General features: G+C 42.8%; 25 protein-coding genes and 1 pseudogene. 14 read left to right on the top strand and 12 right to left on the bottom strand.

Translation table 11 applies throughout. The features are described from left to right. Window positions 1-2: 2 nt before the first annotated feature. Window positions 3-311, top strand: coding sequence for an ArsR/SmtB family transcription factor (locus tag D104_RS31695; RefSeq protein ID WP_024024678.1), 309 nt, complete (start codon window positions 3-5; stop codon window positions 309-311). Between the two features lie 135 nt (window positions 312-446). Here D104_RS31695 and D104_RS31690 read toward each other — a convergent pair. After that, window positions 447-1,399, bottom strand: a pseudogene (locus D104_RS31690) (IS3 family transposase); the annotation flags it as partial. Between the two features lie 22 nt (window positions 1,400-1,421). On the opposite strand from D104_RS31690, the gene D104_RS31685 reads away from it, so the two are divergent. After that, complete coding sequence (locus D104_RS31685) at window positions 1,422-1,634, top strand: DUF924 family protein (RefSeq protein ID WP_084546035.1); 213 nt, start codon at window positions 1,422-1,424, stop codon at window positions 1,632-1,634. 111 nt (window positions 1,635-1,745) lie between these two features. On the opposite strand, the gene D104_RS31680 is transcribed toward D104_RS31685, so the two are convergent. After that, a complete protein-coding gene (locus D104_RS31680) occupies window positions 1,746-2,399 on the bottom strand; it encodes a nitroreductase family protein (protein ID WP_024024676.1) in 654 nt (217 codons plus the stop codon). Between the two features lie 190 nt (window positions 2,400-2,589). Here D104_RS31680 and D104_RS31675 point away from each other — a divergent pair, with 190 nt between their 5' ends. Both D104_RS31675 and D104_RS31670 read left to right on the top strand, forming a co-directional pair. Next, complete coding sequence (locus D104_RS31675; protein ID WP_024024675.1) at window positions 2,590-3,528, top strand: LysR family transcriptional regulator; 939 nt, start codon at window positions 2,590-2,592, stop codon at window positions 3,526-3,528. A gap of 140 nt (window positions 3,529-3,668) precedes the next feature. Next, window positions 3,669-5,123 carry a cache domain-containing protein gene (locus D104_RS31670; RefSeq protein WP_024024674.1) on the top strand — a complete coding sequence of 485 codons (1,455 nt, stop codon included), beginning with the start codon at window positions 3,669-3,671 and terminating at the stop codon, window positions 5,121-5,123. On the opposite strand, the gene D104_RS31665 is transcribed toward D104_RS31670, so the two are convergent. The 5 genes from D104_RS31665 to msrA form a co-directional block, all read right to left on the bottom strand. After that, window positions 5,120-6,784 (bottom strand): EAL domain-containing protein, encoded by a 1,665-nt coding sequence (locus tag D104_RS31665; protein WP_024024673.1) that lies wholly within the window; start codon window positions 6,782-6,784, stop codon window positions 5,120-5,122. The genes D104_RS31670 and D104_RS31665 overlap by 4 nt on opposite strands. A gap of 214 nt (window positions 6,785-6,998) precedes the next feature. Then, window positions 6,999-7,523, bottom strand: coding sequence for a peroxiredoxin (locus D104_RS31660; RefSeq protein ID WP_024024672.1), 525 nt, complete (start codon window positions 7,521-7,523; stop codon window positions 6,999-7,001). A gap of 49 nt (window positions 7,524-7,572) precedes the next feature. Then, entirely contained in the window at window positions 7,573-8,310 is a 738-nt protein-coding gene (gene nfsA, locus D104_RS31655; protein ID WP_024024671.1) for an oxygen-insensitive NADPH nitroreductase, read from the bottom strand. 143 nt (window positions 8,311-8,453) lie between these two features. After that, the gene (locus D104_RS31650; protein ID WP_024024670.1) at window positions 8,454-9,023 is read right to left on the bottom strand and encodes a porin family protein; all 570 of its coding nucleotides are present in this window, start codon (window positions 9,021-9,023) and stop codon (window positions 8,454-8,456) included. A gap of 248 nt (window positions 9,024-9,271) precedes the next feature. After that, a complete protein-coding gene (gene msrA / locus D104_RS31645) occupies window positions 9,272-9,898 on the bottom strand; it encodes a peptide-methionine (S)-S-oxide reductase MsrA (protein WP_024024669.1) in 627 nt (208 codons plus the stop codon). Window positions 9,899-10,282: 384 nt separating this feature from the next. On the opposite strand from msrA, the gene D104_RS31640 reads away from it, so the two are divergent. Continuing rightward, window positions 10,283-11,059: a ferredoxin--NADP reductase gene (locus tag D104_RS31640; RefSeq protein WP_024024668.1), complete on the top strand. Its 777-nt coding sequence runs from the start codon at window positions 10,283-10,285 to the stop codon at window positions 11,057-11,059. Between the two features lie 45 nt (window positions 11,060-11,104). Next, the gene (gene yghU, locus D104_RS31635) at window positions 11,105-11,968 is read left to right on the top strand and encodes a glutathione-dependent disulfide-bond oxidoreductase (protein ID WP_024024667.1); all 864 of its coding nucleotides are present in this window, start codon (window positions 11,105-11,107) and stop codon (window positions 11,966-11,968) included. Window positions 11,969-12,085: 117 nt separating this feature from the next. On the opposite strand, the gene D104_RS31630 is transcribed toward yghU, so the two are convergent. From D104_RS31630 to D104_RS31615, 4 genes are all read right to left on the bottom strand, one after another. Next, a complete protein-coding gene (locus D104_RS31630) occupies window positions 12,086-13,306 on the bottom strand; it encodes an EAL domain-containing protein (protein ID WP_024024666.1) in 1,221 nt (406 codons plus the stop codon). A 208-nt stretch (window positions 13,307-13,514) separates the two neighbouring features. Next, window positions 13,515-15,479, bottom strand: coding sequence for a putative bifunctional diguanylate cyclase/phosphodiesterase (locus tag D104_RS31625; RefSeq protein WP_024024664.1), 1,965 nt, complete (start codon window positions 15,477-15,479; stop codon window positions 13,515-13,517). Window positions 15,480-15,511: 32 nt separating this feature from the next. Continuing rightward, window positions 15,512-15,733, bottom strand: coding sequence for a YgaP family membrane protein (locus D104_RS31620; RefSeq protein WP_024024663.1), 222 nt, complete (start codon window positions 15,731-15,733; stop codon window positions 15,512-15,514). Window positions 15,734-15,900: 167 nt separating this feature from the next. After that, a complete protein-coding gene (locus D104_RS31615) occupies window positions 15,901-16,791 on the bottom strand; it encodes a LysR family transcriptional regulator (protein ID WP_024024662.1) in 891 nt (296 codons plus the stop codon). Window positions 16,792-16,977: 186 nt separating this feature from the next. Between D104_RS31615 and D104_RS31610 the strand changes: the two genes are divergently transcribed. Next, on the top strand, window positions 16,978-18,165 hold the full coding sequence (locus D104_RS31610) for an MFS transporter (RefSeq protein ID WP_024024660.1): 1,188 nt from the start codon (window positions 16,978-16,980) through the stop codon (window positions 18,163-18,165). A gap of 14 nt (window positions 18,166-18,179) precedes the next feature. Then, a complete protein-coding gene (gene dkgB / locus D104_RS31605; RefSeq protein WP_024024659.1) occupies window positions 18,180-18,995 on the top strand; it encodes a 2,5-didehydrogluconate reductase DkgB in 816 nt (271 codons plus the stop codon). Between the two features lie 54 nt (window positions 18,996-19,049). On the opposite strand, the gene D104_RS31600 is transcribed toward dkgB, so the two are convergent. Continuing rightward, window positions 19,050-19,439 (bottom strand): hypothetical protein, encoded by a 390-nt coding sequence (locus D104_RS31600; protein ID WP_024024658.1) that lies wholly within the window; start codon window positions 19,437-19,439, stop codon window positions 19,050-19,052. A 161-nt stretch (window positions 19,440-19,600) separates the two neighbouring features. On the opposite strand from D104_RS31600, the gene D104_RS31595 reads away from it, so the two are divergent. The 6 genes from D104_RS31595 (at window position 19,601) to D104_RS31570 (ending at window position 24,127) form a co-directional block, all read left to right on the top strand. Next, entirely contained in the window at window positions 19,601-20,209 is a 609-nt protein-coding gene (locus D104_RS31595) for an HD domain-containing protein (RefSeq protein WP_024024656.1), read from the top strand. A gap of 153 nt (window positions 20,210-20,362) precedes the next feature. Beyond that, on the top strand, window positions 20,363-21,421 hold the full coding sequence (locus tag D104_RS31590; protein WP_024024655.1) for a Stealth CR1 domain-containing protein: 1,059 nt from the start codon (window positions 20,363-20,365) through the stop codon (window positions 21,419-21,421). A 94-nt stretch (window positions 21,422-21,515) separates the two neighbouring features. Continuing rightward, a complete protein-coding gene (locus D104_RS31585) occupies window positions 21,516-22,010 on the top strand; it encodes a phosphatase domain-containing protein (protein ID WP_024024654.1) in 495 nt (164 codons plus the stop codon). A gap of 125 nt (window positions 22,011-22,135) precedes the next feature. Next, window positions 22,136-22,324 carry a type II toxin-antitoxin system Phd/YefM family antitoxin gene (locus D104_RS31580; RefSeq protein ID WP_456085354.1) on the top strand — a complete coding sequence of 63 codons (189 nt, stop codon included), beginning with the start codon at window positions 22,136-22,138 and terminating at the stop codon, window positions 22,322-22,324. Between the two features lie 85 nt (window positions 22,325-22,409). Then, window positions 22,410-23,534 carry an AAA family ATPase gene (locus D104_RS31575; protein ID WP_024024653.1) on the top strand — a complete coding sequence of 375 codons (1,125 nt, stop codon included), beginning with the start codon at window positions 22,410-22,412 and terminating at the stop codon, window positions 23,532-23,534. Next, window positions 23,528-24,127 (top strand): DUF4276 family protein, encoded by a 600-nt coding sequence (locus tag D104_RS31570; RefSeq protein ID WP_024024652.1) that lies wholly within the window; start codon window positions 23,528-23,530, stop codon window positions 24,125-24,127. Before D104_RS31575 ends, D104_RS31570 begins: the two co-directional genes overlap by 7 nt. Window positions 24,128-24,143: the final 16 nt, after the last annotated feature.

The raw sequence follows: 24,143 nt of genomic DNA, 5'->3' as shown, positions 1-24,143 counted from the left end.
TCATGCCAAACGACGAAACTAAAAACAGCTCAAAACGCGATGGAATGTTGCTAATCCTAAAAGCGCTCGCGCATCCGATGCGATTGAAAATTATTGTGGACCTGATTAATGATGAAGATGATGCAGAAAGACACTGTACCTCCTTTGGCTTAACTGTCTCTAAAGCAACGCGCTCTCATCACTTTAAGTTATTGAAAGATGTAGGTTTAATCTCTCATATTGATAGAGGAAATCACTCTCTCGCGCTATTAAGGCGAGTAGCACTTGAGGAAGAATATCCTGGCCTTATTCACTTACTAAAAGGCTGTTAAGTCACAAGGTATAGGTTAAGACTAAAACCTATACCTTGTCTTTTATATCGATTTATTTCGCATTAAACTAATTTATAATACCGGTGTTTTTCAAGACAGTTATCGCCTAAATTGTTAAGCAGCTTCTTTGTGTTGCTATGGATTTAACTCCACAGCGCCTATGGGCTGCCAGTTTCGCTCTTCTTTTGACTATCGCTCTGGATGTTCATTTCTTTTTGTCTGATACAACACTTTTCGCTTCGCCAGTATCCCAACATCAAGGCCATCAAGTCTCTGGTTTGGTGTCACAAACTTAATCCTGCTATGGCGATGCTCGTTGTTGTACCAATAAACAAATTCATTTACCCATTTACGCGCTTCATCTAATGATCTAAAGCCTTCACTCGGCCAACTTGGATGATACTTTACCGTTCTAAACAGTGATTCTGAGTACGGATTATCATTACTCACCCTTGGACGACTTCGTGAGGTCACAACGCCTAAATCGTACATCTTAGCTCGTATCGTCAAGTTCTTCATGGGGGCGCCATTATCTGAGTGCAACACGACGTCTTTCTTTAAGCATTTCTCTGCCCACACGCTACGCTCTAGTAGTGCTGCCGCTTGCTCACCCGTCTCGTTGTAATGAACTTCCCAACCAACGACTTTTCGACTGTAAATATCTTCAATCATATACAGATAATAGTGCTTTCCTATAACAGTTGTAGGCCGGTAGCTGATATCCCAACTCCACACTTCGTTCGCTTTTTTAGCCGTATAACTTGTTGGCTTTTTATGGACATTTCTCGGCTTAGCTTTGCCTCTGTGATGAGCATATTTTGGGCGTGCAATACACGGTAAAAACTCAATTCCGAAGCGATATACTCACCTCTATTGGCGAGTATGGGTACAATTTGGCTTGGCGGTAACGAGGCAAACTCTTCACTGTTACACACATCAATCACAGCTTGTCTTTCCGCTTTACTCAGCTTGTTCCTAGGCTCCGGCCTAGTGGCTGTTGGCCTTTTATCTGCGCCAATTTCACCCTCTATTCGCCAACGCTGTAAGATTCTTGTTGAGAATCCAATCACGTCACAGGCGTTGTCTTCATCAGAGCGAAGCTTTTTGTATATGCCGCTTATGCACAGTGAATCTGCGTTAATACATGAGATGGCGGTGGTCTTGTTTACAACGTTGGAAACGTCTAATACTTTGGAGTTTGAGTTAAAACACAAAAAAATTGTGGATCGTTTTGGTCGTTATCCACATCGAAATACTATTTTGGGGCGGACATCGTCAGCTGAAGAGTTGGTTTTTTTACAAGAGCCCAATTCGAGTTTTTAGGAAAATTTCATTTCCTCTTAAGTGTCATAAAAAAGAGCAAGCCATTTTCATGGCTTGCTCTTTTTTAGCTTTTCTTGTTTGTAACGCGTGTTTGAGTTTTTAACTCATTAGTTACAAGACTGTCATTATGTTTTCTAGCGCTAAACGCGATTTTGGTAACGCGGCGTTGTAGTCTTGCTCGGCGTCGTTGTAGCCCATTGCGAGTGCGACGTCACATTGGTAGCCCTCAAGTTCTGGGAACAATTCACTGATCAATTCATGGTCAACCCCTTCCATTGGCGTGGAGTCGATGTTGAGGCGTGTCAATGCGTGCATAGTGTTGCCAAGCGCAAGGTAAGTTTGCGCCTTTGTCCACGCGGCATTATTGCCTTTATCGTCGGTGTTCATATCCACGAAAGCAAAAGCTCCAAATGCCTGTTCTTTGTTTTCTGATGGAGTGCGACCGGTTTGGATGTCTGTATCAATTACTTTTCCATAGTCGGCGCGAGCATAGTGGGTTTTGTGTGCGAACAAAATGGTATGTGATGCCGCTTTTGCGTGTTTTTGGTTGAATTGAAACTTGTTCGCGAAAGAGTCGTGTAAACGTTGCTTAGCGGCGTCACTTTCGACCACGATAAATTTCCAAGGCTGAGAATTAATCGAAGAAGGGGACAAGCGCAATGCGTCGTAAATAACCGCTAAATCTTCAGCAGGAATGCGTTTAGACGCATCGTAATGTTTGACTGTGTGGCGTTTTTTTAAGTCTGCAATGATCGGGTGTGACATGTTTTGCTCCATAAGGCGTTTGGCTATTTACGCATTTTTAAATTGAGTAGCGCTCTTTCAAATTGATTGGCGCTGTACTGTATGTGGCTATAGTAACGAGGAGCTATGGAATGAAAAACAGGGTTTTTATTGAATTATTATCAAAAAATATTTGATAATACATTGATTATTCATTTTCTAGGAGAAGGTAATGCAGCTTGATGACCTTCAGGTGGTGTTAAAAGTGGCTGAGTTTCGAAGCATTACCGCGGCGGCTACCCATTTAGACATGCAAACAGCAACAGCGAGCGCGGCGGTAAAGCGTGTTGAAGCCGCTTTAGGTGTTGAGTTGTTTGTTAGGACAACGCGGCACCTTCGACTTTCCAGTGCGGGTGAGCGCTATTTACCGCAATGCACCGCGGCGTTGTCTATGTTGGATCAAGCTAAGCAAACCATACATTCGGATTCCGACACGGTAAGTGGCGAAATACGCATTGCGGTGTCGTCGGATTTAGGGCGAAACGTGGCAATGCCGTGGATTGATGCGTTCATGGAACTTAACCCAAAAGTGACATTAAGAGCCCACATTAGTGACAGCAATATCGATTTCTATCGTGATGCGTTGGATATGGCGTTACGTTACGGCCCGCCAGCGGATTCCAATTTGTATGGGTTTAAAATCTGCAATGTGCCTCGTCTTCTTTGTGCCAGTCCGGACTATCTTAAAAAGCACGGCTCGCCCCAGCATCCAAAAGATTTGCTTAATCATCAGGGGCTTTTTTATCAATTACAGGATATTTTGAACGACACATGGCGTTTTTCTGATGTTGATAATACCTATAAAATCAAACCGAAAGCCTATTGTGCCGCCAACGATGGTGATCTTGTGCGGCGTTGGTGTGTGGCCGGAAAAGGCGTGGCGATAAAGTCTTCCTTGGATATTGCCAGTGATCTATTAGCTGGCCGCATTGTGCCTTTGATGCCTGATTATAAAGTCGATCTTGGTGAACTCTGGCTGGTTTGCCCGAGCCGACAATCGATCACACCAACGGTTCGCTTATTACGGGATATGTTTAGGGAGCGAACAAAAGCGCTGTTGTCACAGTTGGTGGAAAATGGTTTTTTAGACAAAAGCATTTTAGAAGATTAATCGACTGTCTTTATGTTTATAAAATAGGTTTTATAAACATTGCATAACTGGTGCTAATTGATACATAAAAAAACGTTATTTTCACGATGCACAGACGTATAGTGATTTTAAATAATAATTTATTGTCAAAGTGAGTACGCATGAAGCTTTCTATAAAAATTGGTCTTGTGGCGTTGGTGCTGGTTGTCACCATGACTTTTTTTGGTGTCTTTGCCATGAATACGCTAAAGAACAATTTAATCGATTCTAGAAAACATGAAATTCAATCCATTCTTACTTTTTCTTTGAACCAAGCACGTGACTTTGTGGAACTCGAAAAAGCCAATAAAATAACTCGAGAAGAAGCAGAAGAAGGCATTGTTCGTTTATTTTCAAATATGCGAGATGGCAATTACTTTTTGTGGGCAAATGATGCAAACGGTATTGCTCGTGTGCACATAAAAGACAATGTTATTGGTGTCTTTCAATCTTCGTACGCAAGATACATTGGATACCTCTCTAAAAATCCCTTTATGTTTGTTGTGATAGAAAGTGAAAAAGCCAATTCGAATGCGTTGTACGTAAAGGTAAATGGCATGACGCTTTTGCCTGAATGGAACTGGATGTTAGGCATTGGTGTGTACGTGGATGAATTAGAGTCAGAAATTCACCAATTTGCTATCTCACTTATTATTGCGTCAATTGTGATGTTTTTGGCTATTTTTAGCGTTGTTTTTTGGGTTTATCGCAGTGTTATTTACCAATTGGGCGACGATCCTCAAACGGTTATTGAACTGGTTAATAAGGCTGAGAAAGAGGGGTTTCAAGACACAGAAAATGACGATTACTCGCAGGATAGCTTGCTGAATACGATCCGTAACTTCTATCTACACATCCATTCAATTTTGAATTTATTGCGAAGTCAGAATCAGTCATTGTCAAAAGATAGTGTCGATTTGGTTTATTCAGCCAAGGGGGTTGCACACTTAATTGACGCTGCAGCGAATGAGAGTGAACGGGTCGATGAAATGTTAAGCAGCAATAAAAAGAAAGCGCAAAAAATCCATTCTAGATTAGCGAGTAGCGAACAATATTTAGACATTGTGACGAGCCGAGTAACGGATAACATAACGATCAATACGAACAATGAAAAAGAGTTTAAAAAGATAGAAGCATCATTGATTGGTGATACCAATGCATTACTCAAATTAAGTCAACATGTTCATCAATTTGATGTGTTGATAGAAACTTTTTCTGATGCAAAACACTCAGACTCGTTAGGACAGGCTAAAGTGATGTTATCCGAGCTAGAGCAGGGTATAGAAGCGTTGAAAGTATCAGTGCAGCAATCTGGTGGCGAGCTAACCCAGTTCTTAAGTTCCTTTGGTGAACAAAGGTTGTCTTTAGAATCGTTAGGGGAAAACCTAATAAATGTGAAGCAGCAAATTGAGCAGATTGTGCAGGCTCAAGAAAGTTTGTTTAATGAAACACCCAATGAGCTAGATCAGCACTTTGATGAGATTTTATCCTCTTTGAATGTGGTGACTGAGTTGGTTCTTAAGCATAAAACTCAGTCAGACAAAATGATTCAGGATATGGATAGTATCAACTTCTAACGTCTTGCTTGTTTTTGATGCTCTAGAAAAGATGTCTCCATGTAAGGCTGTTGATCAATTAAAAGCTGTAGCTCAGCAGTGTTAATTGCTTTTGAATAAAGCCAACCTTGACCAATAGCATTCGGGGTATGTCGAATAATGTAATGGATTTCTTCAACGGACTCTATCCCCTCAAATACAAGTGCAACATTCAAGTTACCGACGAGTTGGAATATCCCGTTTAGTGCAATTTGGCTGACGGTTTGTGTTCCTATTGATTGTACAAACATCTTATCTATTTTTATTTCATTTGGTTCGAAGGTGGTAAGCCAAGATAAGTTGGAAAACCCCGTTCCAAAATCATCCAGAGATACTTTATAACCTTTGCGCAAAAATTGCTTGGTTGCTCTTTTTAAGACATTATTTTGGGCCGCAGAACGTTCGGTCACTTCAAAAATAATTTGTTCCGTGTTGATCCCATTTTTTCTGACATGATTGTCTACAAAGTTCAAAAGGCTTTGATCGGATAGGTCTTGTACCGAGAGATTGATGCTAAGTGAAAATTTAGGGTCCTTATTTAAAAAAGGTTTCATTTGCTTTAGATTTTTGGCAATCAGCTTTTTGGTCAACATGGTAATTAACTGATTCTCTTCGGCACAATGAATAAAAACATCGGGTGAAACGGAACCTAATTCCTTGTCATCCCATCGCGCAAGCGCTTCTACACCGACTATTTTCCCAGTCTTTAGGTGTATTTTAGGCTGATACAAAGAATAGAAATCGTTTACCTTCAGTGCATATTTCAGACGGTACATTAAAGTACGACGGTTTGATTTAAAAAGTGTGAGCCCAAAAGAAACAATAGAACCAGAAAGAATGCCCAATATGGCTATTTGTAACCATTCCCAAGCGCTCATATCATAGACGCCTATTTTTGTGTCCATTCCTGTGACACAAAATTCGTAATATTGCGGGCAGAAAGTAAAGGTTAAGAAGTTTTGTGGGATAGGAATCCATAAAAAATGATTTGTTGGCATGGTAATAATATTACGGGCTTGCTGGTACGTAATATCATCGAAAATTTGATAAATATGTTTCTGCGATGCGTTGTAAAGTACGCTTCCTGTTTTTTGTGAGTATCGGCTTAATGCTAAAAAAGTCGCGGGGGAGGAAACGGAGAATGCATCACCGATATTAAAAATGGAGCGCTGTTGGTTAGCGGAAAAGAACCCATCAATGTCTATCCAAGTTTTTTGAAAGTTGGTGTCTTCAATGTACTCATCTGGCAGCTTTTTTGGTTCGGGAAAGGCGCCCCAAAAAGCACTGCAAGTGACTTCATTATTGTCTGAAATACGCCCTAAATCTTCTACGTAAGGGTAATTGACAAGAATTCTACGCAATGTGTTTATGTCTTCAGGTGAACAGTGAGGGGCTTTACTTTGATTTGCTAAGGCAAGGCTGGTTTCCATCTGGAAAATAGTTTGCGCTGTTCGTCCCGCAATGCCATTCACGTAATTCTCTAAATTTTTTTCTTCAGTAGATAGCGCGCTCCAATGATGAAGGAAAATACTAATGCATAAAAAAGGTAGAATAAAAAAAAATAGATTTTTCCATGATGGTAGAACAAGGGAGGATAAAATTATGTCTAATATGATGGACTTTTTTCTGACATATCCTAACATCTCGATTTCCTCAAATAGGCATTACAAAAAGAACAATCATACTTAGCGCTTTCTCTGTTGAGCGCTTATTAATAATAAAGCTTAAAATATTAGGTTGTGTAATTTTTTGAATAGCTTCTGTATTTAAATAAACGCACATGTTGGTATTTAACGGGATGAAAAAGGAGGCAATGAACCATTGTCTCCTTCCTTTTTCGAATCACCATTACAAGGTTTAGCGTGCCTTCAAGTAGTTTAACATGGTGTCCGCATCCGACACTTCAAATGGGTCGCTCGGTGCATCGTCTTGGTGGCCAGGTTCAGAGAACATTTTCTTGATCTCGCCATTTTCAACGTACATGGCATAACGCCAGCTGCGCATGCCAAATCCTAAGTTATCTTTTTTCACCAGCATGCCCATTTGGCGCGTAAAGTCGCCATTGCCGTCAGGAAGCAAGAAGACATTCTTGGCATTTTGGCTTTTTCCCCATTGGTACATCACAAACGCATCATTCACAGAAACACAGATAACCGCATCTACGCCTTGTGCTTTGAACTCGTCGTAAAGCGCTTCGAAGCGAGGCAGGTGTGATGTCGAACACGTTGGAGTAAATGCGCCTGGTAAAGAAAAGACAACGACACTTTTGTCTTTGAAAAGGTCGTTCGTGGTGACATCTTTCCACTCAAATGGGTTTGCACCGCCAACCGCTTCATTGCGAATACGTGTTTTAAATACAACATTTGGTACATGAGTCTGCATAGGTTTTCCTTACCGTTTTTAGGTTATTAAATTGGATGATTAAGCCGTTTTAGCATTTTAAGAAACCTTGATCCTGTAGAAAGCTTAGCATATGTTCGCGTTTCTTTTTCTGTACGGCCGCGGCGGTTTGTTCTGACCAATTACTCATTTTTTGATTGTTACCTCTACTTTGATAGTAGGCTTGCATTTGAGCGTCGTAGGTTTTTACATCGTCTGCGCAACGGCTGCTGTCGTAGCTGTCTTTGTGGAGAATAACATCCACGGGCAAGCGTGGTTTTAAATCAGGCTGCGTGTCTGGATAGCCAAGACAAAGGCCGAAAATAGGGTAAACTTGCTTCGGTAAATTTAGTAGCTCTGCGACGTGCGCAGGGTCATTACGAATGCCGCCAATAAATACTGCACCAAGCCCAACCGATTCCGCACCAAGCATTAAGTTCTGTGCCATGAACGTTGCGTCAGTGGTCGCGGCGATAAAGTGTTCCGCATTACCTTCTAATTCCCCTAAACCTTGCTGCTGACTGCAATATTCAACACGAGTTAGGTCCGCACAAATAATGAGAAATTCCGCCGCGGATTCTACCCACTTTTGACCACCTGCCAGCGTGGCAATTTTTTCTCGGTTGTCTTTGTTGCTCACTTGAATAATCGAGTACGCCTGAATAAAACTGGACGATGCTGCACCTTGAGCGCATTGGATAAGTTGCTTAAGCAAAGCCTCATCGATGGCTTTGTCAGTATATTGGCGAATGGATTTGTGAGCACTTTGAGCTTGAAGGATAGGGTTCATAATCAACCACTTTAAAGAATGAGATATTTAGATACTAATGACTTAGGGGAGGAGGGTCAAAGGCCTTATTAAGGACAGAGAGTACAAAACAAAAAAGCTTACCCATTTAGGTAAGCTTTTTAAGTGAAGGTGAAGGAATTGGGTTAGAAACGGTATTCTGCGCCGACACTCGCTTGGTTGAAATCGGTCTCGAACTTAGAGTCAGAAGACACGTTGTCAGCTTCTAGATCGACGTCATACCATGTGTATTGGGCGTTTAGCAGAAAATTCTCGGTGACTTTAAAATTGACACCGGCGCCTGCAAACAGGCTTTTATCGTCCGAACTGCCCGATACAGTGGCGATGCTGTAGTCTGTTTTATGCCAGAGCTGTCCCGCTTTTGCGAATAATTCGACGGTTTGCGTAATCGGAATCGTGCCTTTTAAGGCCGCCGTATAACCGGTGGTTTTCGCGTTCGCTGCGTGGTTGCCGTAACGGCCGAAATTGATGTAGCTGCCTTCAAGGGCAAGGAATGAATTCAACCGATAACCGACGATACCTTGCGTTACTTCGTTATTGTCATCAAAGTCATCGTCGCTTTCCACTTTCAGATAACCATAATTACCGCCTACATAAAAACCACTGTTATTTTCAGACATGTCTTGTGCGCTAGCGGCACCACTGAAAGCGGCCAAAACGATGCTGCCTGCGATGACTGGAATGAATGATTTCATTGTATAACTCCTTTTAGTGACTGGTTGAGAGTGTCTTGAACTGAGTTATTACTCTGGAATATGGATTTTCTAATGGCTAGGTTTTTGGCGTTTTTTACGATTTTTCTCCATTTTCTATGCGGTTAATGGAGCTAAAAGGGAGTTTGCTGATACTTGCGTTAGGTTGGTTTGTGATAACCAATAGAAAGAATGAGAGTAATAGGAGAAGAAAAGTGCCAAGAACAAAGTCTGGCACTTTTTGATTGTGTTTAATGGTATTGATGGCTCGCTACGTTGCCCCATAAACGTTCAATTCGGTTGTCACGACCACAGCTGGATCGATAGAAAGCATACCGGATTGGGTTTTTTGTGTAATAACTCTGGTGATACTCCTCTGCGGGATAGAAGGTTGCCGCCGGAAGGAGCTGAGTAACAATGTCGTCTTTAAATGGTTTGTTTTTTTGTACGTGGGCGAGCGATGCTTCAAAAACGGCTTTTTGCCGATCGTTCTGATAAAACATAGCGGTTTTATAAGGTGTGCCTTTGTCACAGAACTGACCATCGGCATCGGTTGGGTCAATGGTTTTCCAGTAATACTCAGCCAGTGCTTTTAGAGAAACAATCTCATCATCAAAGTGTATTTCTGCGGCTTCAAAATGGCCTGTTTTATCGGATGAGACTTGTTTATAGGTTGGGTTCTTTGTGTGACCGCCTGTATAGCCCGAGATTACATCGCTCACGCCTTCAACCAATTCGAAGTCCGATTCCACACACCAAAAACAACCACCTGCTACGATCATAGTTTGGGGCGCGGCATATGAAGCACCACTAAAGACCGCGATACCAGCCAGTAATAGCGATCCTACTGTGTTATTGAGTGCATTTCGAGTTGTCATTTACCGTGTCCTTTATTGGTTTTTAAAAAAGCGCCCAGAGGAATGGTTGCCTTCATGGTGTATTGGACGTTCCATGTGATGGTTTTCTTACACAGACATTTATTTATCCTAACTATCCGCACATTTTTTGTACATTTACGTGACATACTCTTCACCGAGCCAGTGTGAGTGCTGTTTATAGCTATATATGCTGAATGTATTAAAGTCATCTAAATTATCAATTAAACAAATATAGACTTATCTTATAATATGCATATTAATCAATAGTATTCCTATTCTGATGAGTTGAACTCTGTTCGTTGGTGTTAGGGGAAAGATGTTAACGGCTGTGTTGCTTGATTCGATTGGGATCGACACCGCCGTCTTATTTTTAATGAGGTAAACATGAGTGCATTTGTTACGGAACGCGTGTTAAGCGTTCACCATTGGGATGAAAATTTATTTAGTTTCAAGACCACACGAAACCCAAGCTTACGTTTTGATAATGGTCAATTCGTGATGATTGGTTTGGAAACGGAAGCGCGCCCTTTAATACGAGCTTACAGTATTGCCAGCCCGAACTACGAAGAGCACCTTGAGTTCTTTAGCATTAAAGTTCCCAATGGCCCGCTCACATCGCGCTTGCAACACCTTCAAGTTGGCGATGATGTTTTGGTTAGCCGTAAACCTACAGGTACGTTAGTTACGCGTGATTTATTACCGGGCAAACATTTATATTTGTTGTCTACCGGCACGGGGTTGGCGCCTTTTCTTAGCGTCATTCAGGACTTTGACGCTTACGAGCAATACGACAAAATCGTGTTGATACACGGTGTTCGCCACGTAAGCGAACTCGCATACGCAGATTTTATTGAGAACGAATTGCCTAATAATGAGTTCTTTGGCGACCAAGTCCGTGAGAAATTGATTTACTATCCTACTGTGACTCGGGAACCTTTTCGTAACCAGGGTCGTCTGACAGACTTGATCCGCAGTGGTAAATTGGCAGAAGATATTGGTTTGCCAACCTTGAATCCCGAAGATGACAGAGTGATGATTTGCGGTAGTCCTAGTATGTTGAAAGACACTTCCGCGTTGCTGGATGAACTGGGCTTTAAAGAATCACCAAAAATTGGTGTGCCAGGGGATTACGTCATTGAACGGGCTTTTGTCGAACATTAATGGTTGGAGATACTCTCTCACCGATGCGCAGTTTTAGGAGATGTTATGAGTTCTGATACAAAGTCGAATCAAGATTACGTTCCTCCAAAAGTTTGGACATGGGACGTGGAAAGCGGTGGTAAATTTGCCAGCATCAACCGCCCGGTTTCAGGTGCAACGCACGAAAAAATATTGGAAGTAGGTAAGCACCCACTACAACTTCATTCTTTAGCAACACCGAATGGCCAGAAAGTGACCATCATGCTGGAAGAACTGTTGGCGTTGGGCAAAAGCGACGCCGAATACGACGCGTATTTGATCAACATTGGTGAGGGCAATCAGTTTGGTTCTGGCTTTGTTGAGGTCAACCCAAACTCGAAAATTCCTGCATTGATGGATCACAGTACCACACCGCCAACGCGTGTTTTTGAATCTGGCTCAATCCTGCAGTATTTGGCAGAAAAATTTGATGCCTTGATTCCAAAAGACCTAGCAGGGAAAACAGAGTGCCGTAACTGGTTGTTCTGGCAAATGGGTTCCGCGCCGTATTTGGGTGGCGGGTTTGGTCATTTTTACGCGTATGCGCCGACAAAAATGCAGTACCCAATCGATCGATTTACCATGGAAACCAAGCGTCAATTGGATGTCTTAGACAAGCAACTTGCTGACAACACTTACATGGCGGGTGAAGACTATTCAATTGCCGATATCGCCATTTGGCCTTGGTACGGCAACTTGGTGTTGGGTAACTTGTACGATGCCGCTGAGTTTTTAGACGTAGGTATTTATAAAAACGTACTGCGTTGGGCGAAAGCGATTGAACAACGTCCTGCTGTGCAACGTGGCCGAGTAGTGAATAAGGTTTTTGGTGACGGTGCGCAATTGGCTGAACGTCATGATGCGGCTGATATCAATGCGTTAGGTCTCTAATTAAGCGCGTCAACATGTTAGACAATCAAAGCCTAGTCACCGATGACTAGGCTTTTTTTTATGTGTATTTTTTAAGCGAACTTTAGTGAAAGAACTTTATAAGAGAGCGAATGCATCTCAATGAGTGTAATTGCATGGAAAAGGCGAGGGTCGCCCGATGAAATACCCTTGTCCTTTATTGACGCCGAGCTCTTTTAATTTATTGAGTTCGTTGACGTTTTCGATGCCTTCAGCAATGATTTCACAGTCAATTTCTTTGGCAAAAGTGCACAGTGCAGACGCTAATGCGCTGCGTTTTCTGTCTTTGTGGATGTCTCTGGTCAGGCTTAAATCCAATTTAATGATATCTGGCTCCAGTTCCAAAATATGACTGAGATTGGAGTAACCCGTTCCCACATCATCAATTGCGAGCTTGACACCTTCGCATCTTAACGATGACAGTGCGCGCTGAAAAGCCGCATAGTCTGCAATGGGTTGATGCTCGGTTATTTCAATTAATACGTTACACGCAAGGTGGCCAATGGTGTTTTCCAGTGCGCCACTGAGGATGTGGCTAGGTGAGGCATTAATGGATAAATAATGGTTGTTGTCACGAAAAAGATGATCAAGTTTCAGTGCCGACCTCACGGCCAACATCTCCAGTTTTTCATCCAAACCAACTAATTGTGCATCTTCAAACCATATATCTGGTGTGACATAAGGGTCACTGTTAAAGCGAGCCAAGGACTCATAGCCACTGATGTTATTTGTATTAAGGTCGAGAATCGGTTGGTAATGCATGGTGATAAAGTCGTTGGCAATGACCGTGTGAATACGACTCTCAACTTCATGGCGCTGCTGTGTCTTTTTCGTATGATCGTCGAGCGTATTGCCTATTAAATCGGCAAAATATTCAATTACCGAAAGGTCTCGTTCGTTTAATGTGTAATCTGGTTTGTTTTGAAAGCAGTAAACGGCACCATAAAAAGTCCCGTCTTCTAAATAAATCAGCGCGCCAACAAATGACCCAATGCTGAACGCTTTTGTTGAAGCTAACTCTTTGGCCACGGCGTGTTCTTGAGTATTTTGGATTAATCTAGGTATTTGTCCATTTACCAATAATTGGCAATATGATCCATCGTAAGGGTGTGGGGCTCGGCTTTGAGGAAACGTACTCGCAGGATCCGCGTCAACATAACGGAAATATAAGCTGTTATTTTTTACTTCAGCAATGATAGCGATGTCCATTTTTAAGTAGACTCGAACGGCAGAAACAATTTTTTCCAATTCTTCTATTGTTGCAGTGATAGGAATAATCTTTTCTGGAGAAACAAAGTCTTGCAGTGTGTCGATATTCATATTGGTCTCACTACGAGTGATTGATTCACGGGTTGTTGAGTTGAAAGTGATTGGTCATCAGCCGACTGCATTATTGAATGGCTATAAAACTAGTTTAGCGTTTTCTTATATTATGACCGTAGTTGTTGTGCGAGGTTTTGTGCGCTTTTTGTTGCGTAGTGTTTAAGCTGGGTAAAATGGCGGTAGTGACGTGTTTAAACGCCCATTTTCAGGCGAGCGGAAGAGAGGTGTTAGAAAGCAATAATGTTTCGACCTCGTCGGCTCTCATGGGTTTCGCGAAATAATAACCTTGCCCGCAGAGACAGCCCATTTCGATGAGCAAATCTGCTTGGCTTTTATTCTCGATACCTTCTGCAATGACGTTACTGCCGAAGGATTTAATTAAAGCGATGGCCGCGGTCACCACGGCTTGTTTCTTGGGGTCTTGTTCAAAATCGGTAATAAAGGAGCGATCTATTTTGATGTTGTCCACACGAAGGTTACTTATGTAAGACAGTGAGCTCATGCCGGTACCAAAATCATCAATCGCCAACTGAATCCCTGCGTCTTTAAAATCGTTTAGACGTGCAGAAATATAATCAATATTCATGCTGGTGGACGACTCGATTAACTCTATCTCCAACAAATTCGGTGGCACGGCATAATCTTTTAGGCGCGTCAAAGTGAAGTTGAGTAAGTCCGGATCCAGCAAATTGTATGGGGATAAATTGATTGCCACAGGAATGGTAATGCCTTGGCGATGCCATATCGACAATTGCTGAATGGCGTTTTGAATCACGTATCGACCGAACTCTTGTACTCGGCAGCTTTGCTCGATGAGATCAATAAAATGAACAGGTGACAGTCGCCCATCGGTTGGGTGATACCAACGAGACAAGGCTTCAACACCAATGATACGGCCATCAATTAAGGATACTTTTGGTTGGTAATACAGTTTGATTTGTTCTTCTGATAAGCCGTTTTCTAAGTCCGCACGAAGCTGTAATCGCTGACGCCCTATTTGAGTATTGCGTTCACTAAAGACACTCCAGCCGCTGCGTTTTTGTTTGGCTTCGTACATGGCAATATCAGCACAAATGACCAAAGATTCTGCATCAACGGCATGGCTTGGGTAATGTGCAAGGCCAATACTGGCACCAGTATTAATAGAAAGTTTATTGATCATCACGGATTCATTGCATACTTCAATCAGGCTTTGAGCAAGATTTTGTGCGTCTTCAATCGATAAATTAGGCGCCCAAATGATAAATTCATCACCGCCTATGCGCATCACGGTTTGCGTTGGATCAATGGACAACGCCAATTTTCTAGACACTTTTTTTAATAATAGATCGCCAGCAGCGTGCCCAAATGTATCGTTCACCTCTTTGAATTTGTCTAGATCTATGGCAAATAGGCAACCCGTTACGGGTTCAGGAGGTTCGCTTTCATAGGCTTGCAGCGCATACGAAGATGGGTTTTCCGGCATGATGCTTTGCATTAAATTGGTTAAATACAATCGGTTTGGAAGACCCGTTAAGGAATCGTACGTGGCGAGTTTTGCCAGTGCGTCGTTCTTTCTCTGTATGCGTTGCGTCATCCACGAAGATAATGTGAGGGCTAACCAAATGGCCAGCCAAAAAACGATAAGAGAGGTCACCGATAGACGTTTTGCGATTAGGCTAAGCGCTGCATCGACGCTGGAGGCCGATTCGAAAATGACAATGTTGAAGCCGTTTCCATCGACGACTTGCCAAAGAAAACGTTTCCCATCGAGCTTCTCAAGGCCATTTGCCATCGACGGGTGAGTGCTCTGTTTTGCCTCTACTTGCGATGTGGTTTTGAGTGTGGTGATTTGGTTAAGCGTCATGTTGTGATTAAGCGACCAGTCGAAGCCTTCCCCATGAGCTTCTACATAGAGGAGTTTTGCGCCGACATGGTCGTTTAAATAGATGAGGTTTACCAATTCATAAAGGCGTTCTTCGGGGTCGTTGTCGGCTTCAACAAGTTCAGCATGGAATAACATGGCTTGACGATGAAGTGAGGTTTTTTCCGCCTCGATACCTAGCTCAGAAGAAAGGCGATAAGAAACCACAATATAAATGGCTGAAACACTGAAGGCCACGGCAAGGCATACAAGAATTAACCGTAAACGAAGCAGTTTGTCTCGTTGTAGTTCTAATATCGGTGGCATAAATTCCTTGCGTTAAAGCGTAAATCAGCAGTCTATTGATTTTTTTTACGAGTATTAATACCAGCGAAATGATAAACGGGACACCAGCTGGTCGCTAAAGATATTAGGTTTAGCACTCCAAAAATACCTAATAATACAATTAATACAGGCTCTTCAAGGTAGCCCTGGCTGTAATTCAAAGACAGAAAACCAATAATAGCCACGCCGATTAGGCCTCGTGCTACACGATCAATTGGGTGTAAGTTTTTGGTCATTCTATTTCTCCTGAAAACATAATTCTACAATCAATTATTACCCCTGATTATAATATAAACAATGCAAAAACTGTAAGTAAGTGCATCCCAAAGTCGGCCGCTATATTGGAATTGTGTTTATTTGTATGAATTCATTTCTTCCTTTCTTTCTTTCTTCCTTTCTTCCTTTATAAGTCTAGACGCGTTTTTATAAAGTTCAAAAATGCGTCAATACGCGACGCTAATTGAGTGTGTTTGTAGTACACCGCATTAACTTGTTCTCTTGGGTTTGGTGTTTGTATGGATTCAGCCAGTAGGCTGACCAAGCGTCCTGTTATGATGTCTTCACTCACCATGAAGTGAGAAAGCAACGCAATGCCGTTCCCCGCTAAACATAATTGGCGAACCGTTTCGCCGCTGCTGGCTTTTATGTGGATCGGCAAACTGATTGGTGGCGTCGTCGGGAGCTTGTTTAGATTGGCGATATCGGAGAAGCCAATAATATCGTGTCGAGTTAATTCTTCTAAGGTATTCGGTGTGCCGAATGCCTTTAGATAGTCTGGTGAGGCTACCAAGTGAAGTGGGCTTCGACCTAACAAACTAGCGTGTAAGCCAGAGTCTGTTAATTCTCCAATCCGAATCGCGAGATCCGTGCGTTTTTCGATTAAATCAGTAAAGCTTTCATTCGACACTAATTCAAGTTCGATGTCTGGGTACGCTGCTCTAAACGGTTTAACCAAAGGCACTAATTGATGAAGTACAAAAGGGCTAGCAGCATCCACGCGTAATCGACCGCTAGGTCGCGTTTTTTGCTCCGTTAACGCAAATTCGGCGACCGCAATCTGTTCCATTGCATGACGAATGGCGTTAATAAATCGCTCACCTTCTTGTGTCAGACTGACTTTTCGAGTGGTTCGGGTGAACAGGCTGCAAGCATGTTCTTGCTCCAAACGGGCCACCGCGCGGGAGACTTTTGCCACTTGAATGTCTAAAGCATTCGCGGCCGCCGAAAAGCCGCCATGATCTGCCACCGCCAAGAGTATTTCTAAGTCTTCTGTTTTAGATCGAATGCCATTCATTGGTGCTCCCTGTTTGTTATTATTGCTAGCTTATATTGTTGCAAATTTCGATAAAGTGATTTGTTACTTATGCTGTTTTTGTAAATATTAGCAAGCTTCATACTTCACTCCAACACAACTTGAGATTTCTCTTTTAAAGATCATTTTCTTTAATGGAATGTTTCTTCAACTTAGGAGTGCATGATTATGCCACTTGCTCTTTGGGCGCTGACTCTCAGTGCCTTTGCTATTGGAACAACAGAGTTCGTGATTGTGGGGTTGATCCCAACCATCGCGAACGACTTATCCGTCACTTTGCCCAGCGCGGGTTTATTGGTCAGTCTTTACGCATTGGGCGTGGCGATTGGCGCGCCAGTGCTGACGGCGCTCACAGGAACGTTTAACCGTAAATGGTTGCTCATTGGCCTGATGAGCTTGTTTATTCTTGGCAATATGCTGGCGTGGGCCGCGCCGGGTTATAACTCGCTTATTGTGGCGCGCATTTTAACGGGTTTGGCACACGGTGTGTTTTTCTCCATTGGTTCGACCATCGCGACGCGTTTGGTACCAAAAGAAAAAGAAGCCAGCGCGATTGCCTTGATGTTCACCGGATTAACCGTTGCGTTAGTCACGGGCGTGCCGCTTGGTACTTGGATCGGTCAACACTTCGGCTGGCGTGCGACCTTCTTAGTGGTGTCGGCATTGGGCTTAATCGCAATGATCGGCAGCGCTATCTTGGTGCCGAACAATCTTAAACAATCGTCGAGTGCGAGCTTGGTCAAGCAAATGTCAGTGTTGGTAAAACCTCGACTATTGTTGGTTTACGCTATGACAGCTGTAGGCTATGGCGGTACCTTTGTCGCTTTTACCTACCTTGCTTCTATTCTTGAAACGGTCAGTGGTTTTCCTTCTTCTGCGATCGGTTTGATTATGTTGGTGTACGGCGTTTCGGTGGCGGTTGGCAATATTTGGGGCGGGAAAATGGCGGATCGAGTTGGACCCATTGCCGCCTTATCCACTATTTTCTTGGCGTTAGCGGCGGTGTTGTTGGTGTTTTATTTCACAGCACCTTATCCATGGTTGGCCTTGGTGACTGTCTTGTTTTGGGGGGCGTTTGCCTTTGGCAATGTGCCGGGGTTGCAGGTTTATGTGGTGCAAATCGCGGAACGAGAAACGCCACACGCCGTCGACGTCGCATCGGGTTTAAACATCGCAGCGTTCAACGTAGGTATCGCTCTTGGTGCATTGATTGGCGGGCATATTGTCGATCAATATCGCCTGATAGACACGGCTTGGGTTGGTGCGGTCATCGTATTATTCGCCTTTGCATTAACGCGCCTAAGTGGTTTTTTAGATAAAAAAGAGCGTTTTGTCACTCCAATCAACAACATTTAATTAGGATCAGTATGATGAAAAACAGTAAATTTACCTTGGGAATGGGCACCTTTCGTTTACAGGATCAGGTTGCGTATGATTCGGTCAAAATGGCATTAGAAGAAGGTTATCGCCACATTGATACCGCACAAATTTATGGGAACGAAGCCGACGTTGGGCAGGCTATTGCAGACAGTGGTATCCCAAGAGACGAATTATTTATCACGACAAAAGTGTGGTTTGAATATTTTGACGACGTTAAATTCATCGACAGCGTGAAAGAAAGCCTGACGAAATTGAAAACCGATTATGTAGATTTACTCTTGATCCATTGGCCATCGCCAAAAGATGACGTTGATATGGCGTTGTATCTAAACGAATTGAAAAAAGCCAAAGCGCTTGGCCTCGCCCGAGACATTGGTGTCTCCAATTTTACCATCGCCCAAACGCAACAAGCGATTGGGATCCTTGGCGCAGAGAATATGTTCACCAATCAAATAGAAGTGCATCCGTATCTACAAAACGACAAGCTGGTAGGCTTCTGTCAAGCCAATGGTATCAAGGTGACAGGCTACATGCCGTTTGCTTATGGCAAAGTATTAAGCGACAAAACGCTGAAAGCTCTCGCCGAGAAGCATGCTGTTAGCACGGCACAATTGGTGATTCAGTGGTTGGCCCAACGGGACATTATCACCATTCCGTCGTCCACTAAGCGCAGCAACCTTATTTCTAATCTTGAGAAAATAAACATCACCTTAAGCGACGAAGAAATGGCTCAAATTGCCATGCTGGATTGTAATGACCGACAAGCCAACCCTGATTTTGCCCCAGAATGGGATGCGTCTCGTTAATGTAATGGATATTTTATAAAGCAAAGCCAACTCGTTGAGTTGGCTTTTTTTATCTTAGGATTTTGTTGTTTTATATTCTGCTATTTGGAGGTCAAACAACATTTGATCGATGTCTTCTCTGGCGGCTTGCTCCTTCTTATTAATAAAGCGCATATACATGATCAAGACGACAAACATGGCCAGACTAAAGAGAATATTAGACAATGACGTGTTGAGTATTCCTCCGCCCAATAGGAAAGTAGACAGGAAAAGGGCGCTTAATAAACCAGAAATAAAGGACGCATTCGATCCGCCTTCAATACAAAATCGGCCTGTCGAATTTTTACACACGTTAAGGCGATACAGTGTTTTCCATGATCCTACAGCAATATTTTGGCGACGCTCGTTGCTTCTGACGTGATAACCCTTGTTCTTTAGTTGTGCTAGAACCTCAATGAATTCCATTCAATCTCCTTTTATATTTATTATAGTAATGCCTATTCTTGCTGACGAAATGGACTTTGAACAGAAAAAAATTGCCACAACGAACACTTCACTGACTGGCCAATGGAAGTTACTCCAGTTACTCTTCGCGTTACACGAATAGCCATTTAGTAAGAGCGCACATGCCAGATTTTTTTGAAGACAACACCGCCGATCAAAATGCCATCGAACAACAACTCGATTTTCTACGTGAAATAGACCAGCTCAAATCTGTGATTCGTAAATCGCCACTCATTGATCAATCTCGAAAAGAAAACTCTGCCGAGCATTCGTGGCATTTGGCCATGTACGCTTTGATTCTAAAAGACCGTTCAGAAAACCCGATTAATGTGGATCGAGTGATTAAAATGCTGTTGATTCACGACATCGTTGAAATTGACGCGGGGGATCATCCGATTCACGAAACCACAGAAAACTCGCTTCAAGAAGAAGCAGAACTCAACGCCGCCGAACGCATTTTTGGCTTGTTGCCAACGGTTCAGGGCGAAGAACTAAAAGCGCTGTGGCATGAGTTTGAAGCGGCGGAATCGGACGACGCGGTGTTTGCAAAATCACTGGATCGCCTACAGCCTTTAATCCATAACATAGCGACAGACGGCGGAACCTGGGTAGAAGGAAACGTCAGCCACGAACAAGTGACGCAACGTTATGGCTCCGTGATCGTCGCGGGGTCCAAGGCATTGTGGCATCATGTAAAAAGCTTGGTCGCGCAGTATTTTCAGTCGAAATAATGACAGCATGTGCTGACTTTGTTTCTCATTTTGGTCGTAAAAAATACCGGTTATGGTGGTGCCTCCAGAATTGCTCGTTGAATAATGCAGTGAAACCACGATGACCATCACTCAATAGACCTTTATGTTTCATCAAGAAAGACGGATACATCAATGTTAAGCAATGCAACCGAACTCCAGCTTGAACCAATTGATGCTGTCATCACTTGGGTCGATGGAAATGCGACGAAACACCATCAAAAGCGACAAAAATACATGGCAATGGAATCTTTGCCACTGCATGAAAATGCGTCAAACCCTCATCGATGGTTGTGTAACGATGAAATTTTGTACTGCATTCAATCGATTGAAAACCATGCGCCGTGGATAGGCAAAATCTGGGTTGTGGTTGATGAGGAAGGCCCTGATTTATCAAGCCTCTCGGAACACATTCGGGACAAGGTGCATCTTGTCTATCATTCGGAAATCTTTGAGGGCTTCGCGCAGGTGTTGCCCACGTTTAACTCTTTGACGATAGAGAGCATGTTGTGGCGGATTAAAGGGCTGAGCGAGCGGTTCATTTATTTTAATGATGATGTGTTCTTGGCCGCACCGCTGAAACCGACCGATGTTTTTGATGGATTGACGCCTGTTTTGCGAGGCGAATGGGCAGACTATAGCGGGTTGCTTAACCGTCCCGAAACACGAGATGACCCTGCAAAATTTCACTGTTTTATGCAGATAAATGCGGCTCGAATTGTTGGCTTTCCCGCCACGGAGTTGTTTTCTGCTGCCCATGTTGTGCACCCTTTTCGGCGCTCAAAAATGGCCGAGTTGTTTGCTTTTTATCCCAATGAATTTCTCAATAACATTAAATACAGATTCCGAAACTTGGCGCAATTTTTCCCGCAGGGCCTGCATAATCACGCTTGTATCCGGGACAAAGAAGCCAAGATCAGCTTGAAAGATGACCACCTTCATATCTCAAGCGGACAAGGAAAGGGGCAACCTCCCGCCGACACGCTCGCGCTGCTGACGAGAGCGACCGATCCTGACATCAAATTTTTATGCGTTAACGATCTCCCTCAACTGGTCGAAATCATCCCAAACGCTGGGGAATTAATTGCCCAGGCCATTGGCGGATTTTCGGAGTGTGCTAGCAATACAACCAGTGTGGATTTTTGCCCTGCATCAGAGGAAACATTGCTAGGTTTGGAAAAAGCAGTGTCATAAAAGCGACCTATTTGACAACTATGATGGAATATGGCGCGATGAACGTTATTCTTAAGTGGCGCATATTTACTCATGGCTTGAAAAGGAACAACACATGTCCCATCCCTACGACGCAATAACCGTCCTGCAAGGCGCACAGTTTGTCTTTACGCCTTGCCCTGGTACTAAACAGGATGATCTGAAAAGTTCGGTAGCCACCTTGAAAAACGCAGGCACAAACGCCGTGATTAGTGTGTTGTCGAATACGGAATTAGGCATGTTAGGCGTGATCGAATTAGGTGACGAAATTCAACAGCAAGGCATGGCGTGGTATCAACTTCCCATCGAAGACGATTGCGCACCGCAGGCGCCTTTCTTCGACGCGTTCGAAGTTGTCAAAGAGGAGCTGCAAACACGCTTACAGGCGGGAGAAACCATTGCTATTCATTGTCGAGGTGGCAGCGGTCGAACCGGCCTAATGGCGGCGATTTTACTGCTCGAAGCCGACGAACCATGGGAAACCGTCAAAACACAGATTCAATCTATCCGCCCGAAAGCGCTCACCTTAGCGCCACATCTCGAATTTCTTCAGCAGTATTATTTGGATTGAGAGCTAGAGCCTCATAAGAGGTGGTATTGTTTGAAGTTTATGAATTCCGACATGCAGAGATACTAAGCGGCTAGTTAAATGACTTCTAGAATCCTTTTCGATGTGGCTGCGATTAAGTCAATCTGATGAAGGTTGCCGCCAGTGCCTATAGTAAAGCCGTTGCGGCGTTAAACCGTAATGAACCTGCGTTTTACTGTGTCCCAGCCGAAGCGTATGAAAACTTAATGGATAAATTGGAAGATATCGAACTCCTAGCACTCGCGAAGGAACGCGTCAATGAAGAAAGTATCTTAGTCAGTATCGCTGACTTATAATTTTAGACCGAGCTCAATTGGATCGTTTCAGGCATGATCTATTGGTATACTGTCGCCCATATTGAATGCAGTTTGTAGGTGAAGAATGACTGATAACCAGAGCACACATTTAGAACGTGTTGCTATCAAAGGTTTTAAATCTATCAAAGAGATGGATTTGAAAATGAAGCCAATCAATATTGTCATTGGAGCTAATGGTTCGGGCAAGTCTAATTTTATTTCCTTATTTACTTTTCTGCGGAATTTGTCTGAAGGGAAATTACAAACTTATGTCGAAAAAAATGGCTTTGCTAATGCATTTTTCCATTTTGGTTCTAAGACTACGTCACAAATAGAGATAAATGTTAAAGCGAATATAAATGGCTATCATGCCATTTTTGAGCATGGATCAAATGATGACAATCTAATATTTCTTAAAGAATATTGCACTATAAGCTCATCACCTAGTACAAAGTATGAAGTTAAAGGATCTAAAGGTGAAAGTGGTTTGATTCCTGGTGCAGAGGCAAAGAGTTCTCCTGTGCGAAATTATACTAGGGGCTATCTTGAGGAGTGTCGCGTCTACCATTTTCATGATACAGGTCCTACCGCCGCTTTTAAACAGGCTACAGACTTGTCAGCTTCAGATTTTTTATATTCAAATGCAGGCAATTTGGCTTCTTTTCTGTATCGTTTAAAAAATTCCAAAATGAAGGGTTTTCAGAGTAGTTATCAAGATATTGTTGATGCGATAAAAACGGTTGCTCCATATTTTCATGGTTTTTATTTAGAACCAAGAGGTGGTGAAGGTGAAGAAAAAGTATTGTTAAGATGGATTCATAGGGATCATGATGAACCATTTTCAGCTAATCAGCTTTCTGATGGCACAGCGCGTTTTATTTGCATGGCTACTTTGTTTTTACAGCCAAAATTATTGAGGCCTAAAACTATCATACTTGATGAACCTGAGCTTGGTTTGCACCCAGCAGCTTTAGAGGTGCTAGCCGATATTGTGAAAGCGACGGCGAAAGAAAACCAAGTTATCTGCTCAACTCAGTCCGTCACCTTTGCTAACCAGTTTAATCAAGAAGACTTCATTGTTGTTGATCAGGAAAAAGGAGCATCAACTTTTAAACGAGCTGATGAGGTTGATCTAAAAGATTGGTTAGAAGATTATTCTATGGGAGATATTTGGTCTAAAAATATTATAGGGGGGCGCCCTGAATGGTAAGAATAGGGATATCAGTCGAAGGCCCCACGGAAGAACGGTTTGTGAAAATGGTTTTAGGGCAGTATTTAGCTACGAAAGGAATTTATATGACGCCTATCTCAATGGGGGGTGATGTGAATGTTGAGCGTGCTAAAAGTGAGTTGAAAAAAATTGCCAATAATTTTGATTTTGTTACAACGCTATATGATTTTTATGGATTCAAAAAAAGGTTGGGTAGCGAGACTAAAGAAGAATTAGAGCAAAGGTTAATGGATTCTGTTCATGAGGGCGTGAAACCAAAACTAATTCCATATATTCAAATGTATGAATTTGAAGGTCTTTTATTTTCTTGTCCAGAATCTATGGCGAGAGGGTTGAATGATAGCGATGTTCAGCAATGGTGTCAGGGTGTTTTGACTGAATTTGGTGGTAACCCAGAAACTATTAATAACTCTGTAGAAACTGCCCCATCTAAACGTTTGTTGAGCCATACGAAATATAGAAAAACGACTCATGGACCCAATATAGCAGAAGAAATTGGCATCCCTAAAATACGAGAAATGTGTCTTGGCTTCCACGAATGGCTATGTAAGATAGAGAGTCTTGTTGAATAGATTATGAGAAATTAAA

The sequence above is a fragment of the Marinomonas profundimaris genome (genome assembly GCF_000508165.1).
GTDB lineage: Bacteria > Pseudomonadota > Gammaproteobacteria > Pseudomonadales > Marinomonadaceae > Marinomonas > Marinomonas profundimaris.
This window is presented reverse-complemented; position numbering and strand designations above follow the sequence as displayed.